Origin of the sequence: Pseudoxanthomonas suwonensis (assembly GCF_000972865.1) — a bacterium.
GTDB classification, from domain to species: Bacteria; Pseudomonadota; Gammaproteobacteria; order Xanthomonadales; family Xanthomonadaceae; genus Pseudoxanthomonas; species Pseudoxanthomonas suwonensis_B.
Map to the genome: position 1 here is coordinate 2,458,161 of NZ_CP011144.1, position 12,570 is coordinate 2,470,730.

Consider the following 12,570-nt stretch of genomic DNA (forward strand, 5'->3'; position numbering starts at 1 on the left):
AATCACGAGGGCGTCGCCTGGGCCGACGGCGTCGGGTCGCGGTCATGCCCGCTCCTACAAAAAGCAGCGCCATCGTGGCTTTGCCCGCTCCCTTTCGCTGCAGGCGAAGGGAGGGCCGGGGAGGGGTGCCGTTGCTTTGATCGTCCGATCGAAGCCACGACCTACAAGCCACCCGAGGCCGTCGTGTCCAGGGGGTCTGGCGCAAGCAGCACAGGGATGTGCTGCGGTCGCGACTCGGAGGCAGGACGCCGCAGCGGAGCGATGCGCCAGACCCCCTGGACACGACGGCCCCTTCCGAAGCGACTCTCCTACCCCTGCCCTGCTCTTGCTGTTGGGCTGTGGCTGCCGGACAACGAACTACTGTCACCCACCCGCAGCAGCTTTCCTCACTCCAGCAACCGCCCCCACCCCTGCATCCCCTCGATCTGCCCCAGCACCAGCTTCACGCACACCAGCAGTGGCACCGCCAGCAGCAGTCCGATCATTCCCCACAACCAGCCGAACAACATCAGCGCCAGGATCAGCACCAGCGGCGACAGCGCCATGCGCCGGCCAAGGACGATCGGCGTCACCAGCTGCCCCTCGATCGTATGCAGCAGCAGGTACAGCGCCGCCGGCAGCAGCGCATGCCAGGTGTCGTCGAAGCCGACGAAGCCCACCAGCAGCATCAGGCACATGCCGATCAGCGGCCCCACGTACGGCGCGTAGTTGAGCAGCATCACCGCCGTGCCCCACAGCAGCGCCTCCTGCACCGGGAAGCGCAGCAGCACCAGGATCCCGGCGTAGGCCAGGCCGACCACCGCGTTGATCACGCTGATGGTCAGCACGTAGCGAGAGACCTCGCGTTCGATCGATTGCAGGATCTCCACCGTGAACTTCTTCTGCGCCCGCCCCGGCAGCAGCGCGATCGCATTCCGCTGCAGGTTCTCGCCGTAGACCATGAAGAAGAAGGTCAGCAGCGCCACCGCCAGTACCGCCACGGCCAGGCGCGGGGTGCGGACCAGCGCCGCGTACGGATCGTCGACCCGGGTGCGCACCACCTCGACCTTGCGGTTGCCGTCGCCGGCGGCGGCCCGGGCCATGTCCTCGGCCAGGCGGTTGGCCTCGTGCATCGGCCGGGTCAGCTCCTGCAGCTGGCGGCCGAGCTTGCGCGCCTCGCGCGGCGCCTGCTCGGCCCACGCCGCGGCCGGTTCGACCAGCTGCAACGCCAGCGCGGTGGTCCCGGCCAGGCCGGCGCACAGCACCAGCAGCGCGGCCAGGAAGCGCGGCACATACAGCCGCCGCAACAACCGGATCAGCGGATTGCCGATCAGGGCGAAGAACGCGGCCAGCAGCACCGGCAGGATCACCGCCTGCGCCGCCCACAGGGTGTAGCCGACCGCCAGCGTGGCCAGCACCAGCAGGGCGACCGAGGCGCGCGGCCGCGGCCGCGGCAGGTGCGCGTCGATCGGCACCGGCAGCGGTTCGGCCGGGTCGGGGGCGGGCGGCGGAGTCGGGGGGGCGGACATGCGGCGTGGCGGAGGCGGCCGGGACGGCCGGCGGGACGCGCCGGCGAGGGCGAAGGAAAGGGCGGGTCAGCGTTCCGACAGCTCGGTGGCCGCTTCGGCGGGCGAAGGCGCCCGTGCCGGGGGCAGGTCGGCCGCAGCCGGGGCCGTCGCGGCTGCCGGTGCCTGGCCGGTGGCCGCGGCCACGTTCTGGTTGGCGGCCGCCGCTTCCTGCGCGGCCACGTCGGCCGACTGCCCGGCCTCCTCCGAGGCCGCCGCCGCGCGCAGCGAGGCGACCATCGACGAGACCGTGCTCAGCATCTGCAGCCAGCGGCTGCCTCCGATCTTCGACAGCGGCTCGGCGCGGCCGACCAGGAAGCCGGACACCAGCCCGGCGACCACGATCCGCCCCGGCGTCCAGCCGCGGCGCCAGGCCTGGCCGAATTCGTGGCGATGGGCTTCGGCGCGGTCGCCGCAGGCAGCCACCCGCCGTTCGGCCCGCTCGACCCGTTGCCGCAGCAGTTCGAACCTCATGCGCGCGGCTCCCCTGCGGGTGCGGAGGGCGTGGCCGCGGTCGTGCCGTCGTCGGGGTCGTCCACGTCGTGGCCGTGCTCGTCGAACAGGCCCAGGCGGCTGAGCTGGCGCCGCGTGGCGTGCAGGCCCATGTAATCGAAGTAATGCGACGCGCCCCACGCGGCCAGGCCGGTGACGACCAGGTTGAACAGCGCGGCGATGCTCAGCGCCGACAGCCAGGTCAGGCCCATGCGCTGCATCAGCGCCACCCCGGCGGCGGTGGCCAGCAGCCAGCCGGTGGCGCCGAACACCACAGCCGCCCCCGCCCAGGCCAGCCCGCGGCCGGCGGCGCTGCGGGCCAGGGCCAGGTCGGCGGAGATCAGCCCGCGCAGGGCGCGCACGGCGTCGACGGTCGCGCCCAGCGAGGCACGGCCGGCCTCGCCGATGGCGCGGATGCTCTCGTCCAGCGGCGGCGGCGATGCGCCGTCACCGCCGGGCGTGCCCGGGGTCTGCGGCGGTCCCTCGGGGCGCTCGCCCTCGGCCATGTCGGGCCCGGGTCCGCTCAGCGGTCGCGGCGGGTCAGCGCGGCGACCAGCCAGCCGGCGGCGAAGGCCACGCCGAAGGAGGCCAGCGGGCGCTCGCGGATCAGTTCGGCGGCGCTGTCGATCAGGTCGCGGCCCTTGTCCATCAGCGCGTCCACCTGCTCGCGCGCGGCGTCGCCACCGACTTCTGCGGCGGCCAGCCCGGCCAGCGCGCTGTCGGCCAGTTCGGCCTTGACGTTGGCCTTGCCCAGGCGCAGTTCGTCGCCGGCGGCGCTGGTCGCGCCGCGGATCGCCTCGCCGGCAGCGCCAGCGGCGGCCTTCAGGTGCGAGCCGGCTTCGCTCAGGTTGTCCTTCAGGTTCTCGGTGGAGGTCGGGGTCATCGGGGTTCTCCTCGTGGACGGGCGGTGGGGGGCGACGCCGGTGTGGCGCGACGGGGGCCATGGAACCACGGGCCGGGTGCAGGTTCCGTTAGGACGGTGCGGTGCCGTCGTCCCCATACGATGCCGTCATCCCCGCGTAGGCGGGGATCCAGCGACTTCAAGCCGTTGACGGCAAAGACACTGGATTCCCGCCTGCGCGGGAATGACGATAAAAAAACATCACTGCATCAACAGCCTGCCCCGCACGTTACCCCGATCGACCTGCAGCACCAACTGCTGCGGCCGCCGCGCCAGGCCGCTGCGCAGCGCGGTCAGATCGTCCACCGGGCCGGCGCTGGTGGCGGTGATCACGTCGCCCGGGCGCAGCTGGTTCTGCGCGGCGCGGCTGCCGGCGGCCACGTCCTCGACCAGCACGCCGCCGCGGCCGCGGGCCTGGCGCTGGGCCTCGGGCAGTTCGGCCAGGCGCGCGCCGGCCAGGCGCGGGTCCATCGCGCCGCCGTCCAGGCTGCGCGGCTGCTCGAGCAGGGTCGCGGTCAGCGACTGGGTGCGGCCGTCGCGCAGCACCTGCAGCGGCACACTGGCCCCGACCGGCTGCAGGCCCTCGAAGTTGTGCAGCGCCAGCGGGTCGGCGATGCGCTGGCCGCCGGCGCCGACGATCACGTCGCCCGGACGCACCCCGGCCGCCGCCGCGCCCGAGCCGGGATAGACCTGGGTCACCAGCGCGCCCTGCTGGCCCTCGTCCAGGCCCAGGCTGCGCGCCAGGCGCGCGTCCAGCCGCTGGGTGTCGATGCCCAGGGTGCCGCGCCGGACCTCGCCGGTGGTCACCAGCTGCTGGACCACGTCGCGCGCCAGGTTGGAGGGGATGGCCAGGCCCAGGCCGATGTTGCCGGCCATGCTGCCGCGCGGGTTGAGGCTGGCGGTGTTGATCCCGACCAGCTCGCCGCGCAGGTTGACCAGCGCGCCGCCGGAGTTGCCCGGGTTGATCGAGGCGTCGGTCTGGATGAAGTTCTGGTAGCCCAGGCCGCGGATGCCGCTGCGGCCGACCGCGGACACGATGCCCGAGGTCACCGTCTGGTTGAGGCCGAACGGGTTGCCGACGGCGACCACGTAGTCGCCCACCTCCAGCCGGCTGCTGTCGCCCAGCGGCAGGCCGGTGAGGTTCTCGGCCGGGATCCGGATCAGGGCCACGTCGGTGTCGCGGTCCGAGCCCAGGAACTCGGCGGTGAGCGTGCGCCCGTCGGCCAGGGTCACCGACACGTCGTCGGCGCCTTCGATCACGTGGTGGTTGGTGAGCACGTAGCCGCGGGCGGCGTCGATGATCACCCCCGAGCCCAGCGACTCGTTGATCCGCTCCTGCGGCACCTGCGGGAACATGCGCCGGAACACCGGGTCGTCGAAGAACGGGTTGCGCACCGCCACCCGCTGCTTGGTGTGGACGCTGACCACCGCCGGCATCACCCGCTTGAGCATCGGCGCCAGCGAGGGCATGGCCTGGCCGTCGACCGCGGACGGCAGCGAGGCGGCGGTGGCCGCCGGCGGCGGCGCAGCGGGGACCGGCACGCCCGTGGCGGGCGCGGCCTCGGCCCGGTTCTCGAGCAACTCGCTCACGGCGGTGGCGGCGAACCCGCCGAACGCGGCGGCGGCGGTCAGGGCGAGCAGGGTCTTCGCGGGGCGCATCGAGCCGGGATCCTCAACGGGAAGTGGGTGCGGGGGACGTTCTCATGAAGCTGAACGAGTCTGCTGCGCCTGGATTTAACGGTCGGTGAAGTAGCCTCGCGGGGCAACGTTCCCGTCCCCTGCAGCGGTGGCGGACGGCCCTGCCGGGAACAATGCGAGCGCGGTCACGCAAGAGTTGACAGTCCCCGGAGCCGGGGGTAGCGTGACGGCCTGTTGCGCCACTAGATATAGCGGTGCGGCGGAATCCAGGCCCAAGCGATGGTGTTTCATGAACATGTTTCATGGAGGGCGTCGCGGCGGCGAATCGCCGGGGGGTGGCGAGCGGATGCGGCAGGAAAACACAGTCGGCAGCGGCCTTCCCGGCCGCGGAACCATTACCGCCTGACCCGGCGAGCGGCGCGCGCCAGCGCGACCCGCCGGCCTTGCCGTTCCCCGCTCCGTCCCCGGCACCCAGGAAGCAGATCACAGGTGCGGTAAGGAGAAACCCACAGCATGAGCACGGTGCGCCTCGAAGTGGTCCAGGACAACACGAAGAGCGGCGAGATCCCGCTTCAGCCGGCCTCCCAGGACATCTGGGACAAGAAGTACCGGCTGAAGACCAAGCAGGGCGCGCCTCTGGACGCGGACATCGACGGCACCTACCAGCGCGTGGCCCGCGCCCTGGCCGACGCCGAGCAGACCGACGAGAAGCGCGCGTACTGGTACGAGCGCTTCCTGTGGGCGCTGCGCCGCGGCGCGATCCCGGCCGGCCGCATCACCTCCAACGCCGGCGCGCAGGAGCACAAGCCGGCCACCAGCACGATCAACTGCACCGTCTCGGGCACCATCACCGACTCGATGGACGGGATCCTGGACAAGGTCCACGAGGCCGGCCTGACCCTGAAGGCCGGCTGCGGCATCGGCTACGAGTTCTCCACCCTGCGCCCGCGCGGTGCGTTCGTGGCCGGCGCCGGTGCCTACACCTCCGGGCCGATGTCCTTCATGGATATCTACGACAAGATGTGCTTCACCGTGTCCAGCGCCGGCGGCCGCCGCGGCGCGCAGATGGGCACGTTCGACGTGTCGCATCCGGACGTGAAGGACTTCATCCGCGCCAAGCGCGAGGACGGGCGCCTGCGCCAGTTCAACCTGTCGCTGCTGATCACCGACGGCTTCATGCAGGCGGTGGCCGACGACGCCGACTGGCCGCTGGTGTTCCCGGTCAGCGCCAAGGAGCAGGCCGACTTCGACCTGGCCGACGCCGACAAGGTGGTCTGGCGCGACTGGCCGACCCACCAGAACTACATCGTCCGCAACGACGGCCTGGTCGCGTGCAAGGTGTACGGGCACATCCGCGCCCGCCACCTGTGGGACATGATCATGGTCTCGACGTACGACTACGCCGAGCCGGGCTTCATCCTGATCGACAAGGTCAACGAGATGAACAACAACTGGTGGTGCGAGAACATCCGCGCCACCAACCCCTGCGGCGAGCAGCCGCTGCCGCCGTACGGCGCCTGCCTGCTGGGCTCGGTCAACCTGACCACGTTCGTGCGCGACCCGTTCACCGACAAGGCGCGCTTCGACTGGGAGGAGTACAAGGAAGTCGTGCGCGTGTTCACCCGCATGCTCGACAACGTGGTCGAGGTCAACGGCCTGCCGCTGGCCCAGCAGCGCGAGGAGATCCTGCGCAAGCGCCGCCACGGCATGGGCTTCCTCGGCCTGGGCAGCACCCTGACCATGCTGAAGATGAAGTACGGCTCGCCGGAAAGCCTGGGGTTCACCGAGGGCGTGTCGCGCGAAATGGCCGTGGCCGGCTGGGAAGTGGCGCTGTCGCTGGCCCAGGAGAAGGGCCCGGCCCCGATCATGGAGGAGCGCTTCACCGTCACCGCGCAGATGCTGCGCCAGCGCCCGGAGATGGCCGCCGACGGCTGGAAGGTCGGCCAGGAGATTCCCGGCAAGGTGCTGCACGCCCGCTACAGCCGCTACATGCAGCGCGTGGCCGGCGTGGCCCCGGAACTGGTGGACGAGCTGGCCGAGGTCGGCGCCCGCTTCACCCACCACAGCTCGATCGCGCCCACCGGCACCATCTCGCTGTCGCTGGCCAACAACGCCTCCAACGGCATCGAGCCGTCGTTCGCGCACCACTACAGCCGCAATGTCATCCGCGAGGGCAAGAAGTCCAAGGAGAAGGTGGACGTCTACAGCTACGAGCTGCTGGCCTACCGACACCTGGTCAACCCCGGCGCGATGCCGTTCGCCGAGGACCCGGCCGCGCAGCTGCCGGACTACTTCATCTCCGCCGACGACATCCATCCCAAGGAGCACGTCGACGTGCAGGCCGCCGCGCAGAAGTGGGTGGACAGCTCCATCTCCAAGACCGCGAACGTGCCCACGGACTACCCGTACGAGGACTTCAAGGACATCTACCGCTACGCCTACGAGCAGGGGCTGAAGGGCTGCACCACCTTCCGCTTCAACCCCGCCGCGTTCCAGGGCGTGCTGGTCAAGGAGAAGGACCTGGAGAACACCACCTACCGCTTCGAGCTGGAGGACGGCTCGGTGCTGGAGGTCAAGGGCAACGAGGAGATCGAGTACGACGGCGAGACCCATACCGCCGCCAACCTGTTCGATGCGCTCAAAGAAGGTTATTACGGCAAGTTCTGACGCTTGCCAGGGCCGCGGCGCGCGCTGTTCCGGGCGCCCGCCGCGGTTGTTGCACCGCTGCATGGCGCCCGGAAAGCTTGAGTGAGTCCCCGATTACCACACATATAGAGAGCGCCCGCAGGAGGGCCCCATGAGCAATGGCAATGGTGTGACGGCGACCCTTTCCGAGGCCGCCGATACCGTGAAAGAGAAAGCATCGGAAGTCGGCAGTGCGATCGCCTCGACCGCGACCGGTGCGGTGGACAGCGCCGGCAAGGCGGTGAAGAAGGCGACCAAGGCCGCGAAGAAGACCGCGGCCAAGGCCACCAAGGCCGCGAAGAAGACCGCCGCCAAGGCCGGCAAGGCGGTCAACAAGACCGTGGCCAAGGCCAAGAAGTCGCTGACCGCGGCCAAGGACAAGGCCACTGCCGAGGCCGACGCCCTGCGCAAGAAACTGGGCAAGAAGAAGGCGGCGAAGAAGGCGACCGCCAAGAAGACCGCGAAGAAGGCTGCGCCGAAGAAAGCTGCGGTGAAGAAAGCGCCGGTCAAGAAGGCTGCGACCAAGAAGGCGCCCGCGAAGAAGGTTGCCAAGAAAGCGGCGCCGAAGAAGGCGGCCAAGGCCGTTAAGAAAGCCCCGGCCAAGAAGGCGCCCGCCAAGAAAGCCCCGGCGAAGAAAGCCGCGAAGAAGTAACAACCACCACCGCAATACCTTCCCTCCCCCGCGCGGGGAGGGAAGGCGGCGGCGTCCCCGCCGCTCAACCGCAACGCACACAGGACACGCAGATGGCCGTCAAGATCGACAAGAAAATCAAGGGATACGCCGTGGTCACCCCCGAGGACAAGGCGCGCGAAGCGGCGCCACCGGTGGTCGCCGCGCCGGTCGATCGGGCCACGGTGGAAGCCGAGGCGGCCAAGGACAACATCATCCACATGCACGAGCGCATCGAGCGCCCGGAAGTCCTGATCGGCAGCACCTACAAGATCAAGTCGCCGATGGTCGAGCACGCCATGTACGTGACCATCAACGACATCGTCCTCAACGCCGGCACCGAGCACGAGCTGCGCCGCCCGTTCGAGGTCTTCATCAACTCCAAGTCGATGGATCACTTCCAGTGGATCGTCGGCCTGACCCGGATCATGTCCGCCGTGTTCCGCAAGGGCGGCGACGTGACCTTCCTGGTGGAGGAGATGAAGGCCGTGTTCGACCCGCGCGGCGGCTACTTCAAGGCCGGCGGTGTGTACATGCCCTCGCTGGTGGCCGAGATCGGCGCCGTGGTCGAGGAACACATGAAGTCGATCGGCCTGATCCACGACCCGGAGATGAGCGCCCACCAGCGCGCCCTGATCGCCGAGAAGCGCAAGCAGTTCGAGGAGCGCTCAAAAAAAAACAGTGACGTGAGCGCGGCGCCGTCCGCCGGCACCCAGGAGGACATCGCGGTGACCGGCGACGGCACCAGCTTCCCGCCCAGCGCGACCATGTGCCACAAGTGCAGCACCAAGGCGCTGGTGATCATGGATGGGTGCGCGACTTGTTTGAATTGCGGGTATAGCAAGTGCGGCTGAGGTTGCATATCGCATGACTTCGAAAGGCCCGGGTTCTTCCTGGGCCTTTTTCTTTGCTTGGTGCGAAAGCGCAAGTTGGCTTTCAGGGGGAAGTGTCGTGGCTAATCCGTATAAAGCACCAGAGTCCAGTCAGACCGCTGAAGCCAAGGCTTCGAAGCCCAACGCAGCAATCTCCATCGTCTACGTGGGCGTAGGCGGGCTGCTTCTTCTTGGTCAACTCTTATCTCTTCTTTCGGGCAGCTACAAAGCAAGGGCGTTGAACGGCGATGAGGCGTTCGGTGCATTGCTGGCCACAGTCGCCATTGCCGCGTTGAGCGGGTGGCTTTGCTACCACGGGATCAAGCGGCTGAAACGTCGCAGCTAACAATTCGTCCAAGCCGACGCCGCTTCGCGACGCGGCTTAACTCAAGCGATATCCCCCGTACACGGGTGGATAAGTGGTATCGCTCCGGAAAAGGAGATTAGCAAGCGGTCCGAAGGTGGCCGGCTGCACTCTTTGGGGCGGTAACCTTTTGATAAAGAAAGGCTTCAATCTTGACTTGGCTCGCCGAAGAGCCTGAATATCGGGCGCATATCCCCGGATTTGGGGGCTACTTAGAGTTAGGCCGCAGGGGAAGGCGACCATGATCTTTGAGTACACACAAATGGACTCTGCGGGTACGCGGTCCATGCACGTACTTGGCATTCCCACCTATGCAGCATTGTTTGCTCTCATCTGGGCCTTCCCATACGGGAAGCCTTTCCTTGGCCTTCTAGTGGCAGCTCTAGGGTCACTTGCCTATCAATTCTTGTATAGCAAGGCACTCTATGCTTTTGTCCATAAGCTCAGGCAGCCGCGGCCCTATTGGCAGTTCGCTTTCGTAGTCGTCTGTGCTCAGGCTTTGGCGTTGGGAGCGTTGTATGCTGCTGCCTAACAATTCATTCAAGCCGACGCCGCTTCGCTGCGCGGCTTAACTCAGGCGTTATACGGTGGTGCGTGGCCGTCTCGCGCTTCCTCCTTCGGTCAGGTCATCGGGGCGTTCCGCATCGGCTCCGGTTAACAGTCCCAAGCGTCCTCGCCACCGGTCCGCACAACGTTGTGCCCGGCAGCCTTCTTACCCGGCGGCGCTCACTGTCACGCTTCTTCGGCGGTCGCCCGGCTGATGCCTGGTCGGGCAAGCCCTGTCGCCGTCACTTGTGGCATTCTCGGCTGGCAGTGGCGGTGCTGGGGAGCACAGGTCCAATCGGCCAGCCTCGCCGGGCACCACCGCATAACCATTCATTCAAGCCGACGCCACTTCGTGGCGCGGCTTAATTCAAGCGTTATACGGTAGTGCGGAAGGCGCCTCGCCGCTTCTTCCTTCGGCCAGGTCATCGCGGCGTCCCGCATCGGCTCCGGTTCGTAGTCCTTACCGTCCTCGCCACCTGCCCGTACACCGCTCCGCCAGGTCGCTTCATTGCCCGCCTGCGATCACCGTCCCACTTCTTCGGCGGCCGCCTACCTCATGGCATCTCGGGCAAGCCACATTGCCAGTGCTTATGGCATGCTCGCCCCAGCGGCGGCGGTGCTGGGGAGCACGGAGCCAGGCCTTGGGGGCTCGCTGGGCACTACCGTCTAACAACTCATTCAAGCCGAACCTGCTTCGCAGGTCGGCTTAATTCAAGCGTTAGGACCGGGACCAACATGGTCGATTCGTCGAATCCAGTAAGTGCCAGAAGCTATGTTGCTGCTTGGCTTTCGGAGAATCATGAGCGGCCGGGCCTTAAGCAACTCAAGTTTGAGACCGTAGAATTACCCGCCAAGACTTTTTCAGCTTGGTACGAGATGCCTCGCTATCTCATAGACGTCTGCGTTTGGGAACATGCTTATTGCCTCGACATATTGGTTATTGATCAGTCGTCTGATGCGGTGGTGTTCTCGGAGACAGGCTCTTGCGAGAGCACAATCGACCTCTTGGCACGTCTCAACTCGCTCTCAAACTGGGCATCCGCGCGTGCAGCCGGTGCCTAACAATTCATTCAAGCCGAACCTGCTTCGCAGGTCGGCTAAATTCAAGCGTTAGGCATACCCGTGACACAACACGTGATCTTGTATTTGTGTAGAGCACAGTTCGCTGGTGGCAGCGCCATAACGTACGCGCAAGCTCCAGAGATTGGCTCGTCGCACGACTGCATCCTGTTCGTATCGCAGGCTGCTCCCGACCATGACTTTGAAGCGGCACGTGGCCTACTTGCTAAACATGGCTGGGCAGACTCAGAGATGAGGTGCGCTGGGCCGTTCGAGTCAGAGAGCATCAATCCACAGCAAATGAGGGTGTTCCAGCACCACTACGAGGAGTGCTTAGAGCATGGTGACTCGCTGGTCTGGTATGCCTAACAATTCATTCAAGCCGAACCCGCTTCGCGGGTCGGCTTAATTCAGGCGTTAGACCTGCTATGAAACCACTCGTCATCCCACCAGCAGCACAACGAGATGAGAAGGCCATCCAGATGCTCAGCGCCTGGATCGCTGAACAAGGACAACACTGCACTATCAACGTTGGCTTATGGCAAGACAACGGTCGCAATGAGGCCCCTGCATGGGGCATCTTCCTCGCGGACACGATCCGGCACATTGCCAATGCGCTTCAAGAGCAGTATGGCCAGCCAGCCCCCGATTCCATCTCGGCTATCCTTGAGTCACTCCACAATGAGCTTGGTGACCCAACTTCAGCTGTCCAAGGCGGATTCAGTCATGGTCACGGGTAGCATGTCTAACAATTCATTCAAGCCGAACGGGCTTCGCCCGTCGGCTTAATTCAGGCGTTAGGCTCCTTGTGAGGTTCAAAAATGTCTTGTAAGTGGGATCTGATCCTGCAAACAATTCTGCCACTCGTGGGTGGTGGCTTCGATGTCTATGCCGTTACTCAAGGGGGCGTCAATTACAAATTCGTCAATTCGCCAGCCGAGGCATGTCAGGCAACAAAGGTTGTACTGGCGCCACAGGGACTCAAGCCATTCGAGACAGAGAAGCCCATTGATGACCTTATGGGCCGCATCGAGTCTGTGCCCGACATTGAAGTACTTAAACTTGTGAACCGTAGCGGCCCTTTCTACGGGTACTACTTGGAGGTCCGCCAGACAAGTGGCGAGGCCTAACAATTATTCATTCAAGCCGATGCCGCTTCGCGGTATGGCTTAATTCAAGCGTTAGGCCAACCATGAGATATCTGGCTGCCTCTGCACTTTTCCTCTTGCTTGCCGGATGCGCCGTGGAGTCCGACTCCACCTGCAAAGTTGACCCAGCCATATTTTGTGAGCCGTTTAAGCAGATCTCCGCTGAGTTGTCGCCAGAAGACAAGACGCATCTCTTGGAGGCAACGCCGTACGACATCACTCTGATGCATCGTGGCTTCGGCACAGCCATCCGGAACAGGTTTGACCTTTGGCATGACAATGATCTCACTCGCTTTTTCAAGAGCAATGGCGTAGATCATCCTGACAGCATGTCAGGGCCATTCATCACGGGGTTCATTGGCTACCTAGAAGGGCGGCAAGTTTTAATGACCGAGGAGATCGGGAAGATTCCTCCGCCTCCGCCTCCGCCTCCGCCTCTGCCTCCGCCTCCGCCTCCGCCGGAGTCGTCCGAGTGAGTGGGCCTAACAATTCATTGAAAAGGGGGTAGGTTCATTCTTGGGAGACTACTGGCACCAGCCGGCTTGTGGGTCATCGGTTGGCTGGGGGCAGTTCAAGCGGCGCTTGCAGCTGTACGAATTCCCGCTCGACGAATCGCAACGGACCCGCCATGGCAGGGAGGCGGAGGCAACC

General features: G+C 66.0%; 11 protein-coding genes. 6 read left to right on the forward strand and 5 right to left on the reverse strand.

Going from position 1 to position 12,570, the window contains the following annotated elements:
• Nucleotides 1–386 precede the first annotated feature (386 nt).
• The 5 genes from WQ53_RS10170 to WQ53_RS10190 form a co-directional block, all read right to left on the reverse strand.
• Nucleotides 387–1,508 carry an AI-2E family transporter gene (locus tag WQ53_RS10170; RefSeq protein WP_052632060.1) on the reverse strand — a complete coding sequence of 374 codons (1,122 nt, stop codon included), beginning with the start codon at nt 1,506–1,508 and terminating at the stop codon, nt 387–389.
• A gap of 66 nt (nt 1,509–1,574) precedes the next feature.
• Nucleotides 1,575–2,018, reverse strand: a complete 444-nt coding sequence (locus WQ53_RS10175) for a hypothetical protein (protein ID WP_052632061.1) — start codon at nt 2,016–2,018, stop codon at nt 1,575–1,577.
• Nucleotides 2,015–2,563, reverse strand: coding sequence for a phage holin family protein (locus WQ53_RS10180; protein ID WP_428992286.1), 549 nt, complete (start codon nt 2,561–2,563; stop codon nt 2,015–2,017). Before WQ53_RS10180 ends, WQ53_RS10175 begins: the two co-directional genes overlap by 4 nt.
• A complete protein-coding gene (locus WQ53_RS10185; RefSeq protein ID WP_052632063.1) occupies nt 2,560–2,919 on the reverse strand; it encodes a hypothetical protein in 360 nt (119 codons plus the stop codon). Before WQ53_RS10185 ends, WQ53_RS10180 begins: the two co-directional genes overlap by 4 nt.
• A 219-nt stretch (nt 2,920–3,138) precedes the next feature.
• Nucleotides 3,139–4,596, reverse strand: coding sequence for a Do family serine endopeptidase (locus WQ53_RS10190; protein ID WP_052632064.1), 1,458 nt, complete (start codon nt 4,594–4,596; stop codon nt 3,139–3,141).
• 492 nt (nt 4,597–5,088) lie between these two features.
• Between WQ53_RS10190 and WQ53_RS10195 the strand changes: the two genes are divergently transcribed.
• From WQ53_RS10195 to WQ53_RS17415, 6 genes are all read left to right on the forward strand, one after another.
• Complete coding sequence (locus WQ53_RS10195; RefSeq protein ID WP_052632065.1) at nt 5,089–7,242, forward strand: adenosylcobalamin-dependent ribonucleoside-diphosphate reductase; 2,154 nt, start codon at nt 5,089–5,091, stop codon at nt 7,240–7,242.
• A gap of 130 nt (nt 7,243–7,372) precedes the next feature.
• On the forward strand, nt 7,373–7,912 hold the full coding sequence (locus tag WQ53_RS10200) for a hypothetical protein (RefSeq protein WP_052632066.1): 540 nt from the start codon (nt 7,373–7,375) through the stop codon (nt 7,910–7,912).
• Nucleotides 7,913–8,004: 92 nt separating this feature from the next.
• Nucleotides 8,005–8,784: an NrdJb gene (locus WQ53_RS10205; RefSeq protein WP_052632067.1), complete on the forward strand. Its 780-nt coding sequence runs from the start codon at nt 8,005–8,007 to the stop codon at nt 8,782–8,784.
• A 13-nt stretch (nt 8,785–8,797) separates the two neighbouring features.
• Nucleotides 8,798–9,148: a hypothetical protein gene (locus WQ53_RS16805; RefSeq protein ID WP_144409297.1), complete on the forward strand. Its 351-nt coding sequence runs from the start codon at nt 8,798–8,800 to the stop codon at nt 9,146–9,148.
• A gap of 2,105 nt (nt 9,149–11,253) precedes the next feature.
• Entirely contained in the window at nt 11,254–11,511 is a 258-nt protein-coding gene (locus tag WQ53_RS17410; RefSeq protein WP_428992287.1) for a DUF5076 domain-containing protein, read from the forward strand.
• A 452-nt stretch (nt 11,512–11,963) separates the two neighbouring features.
• On the forward strand, nt 11,964–12,395 hold the full coding sequence (locus WQ53_RS17415) for a DUF6794 domain-containing protein (protein WP_082112964.1): 432 nt from the start codon (nt 11,964–11,966) through the stop codon (nt 12,393–12,395).
• The last annotated feature ends 175 nt before the right edge of the window (nt 12,396–12,570 follow it).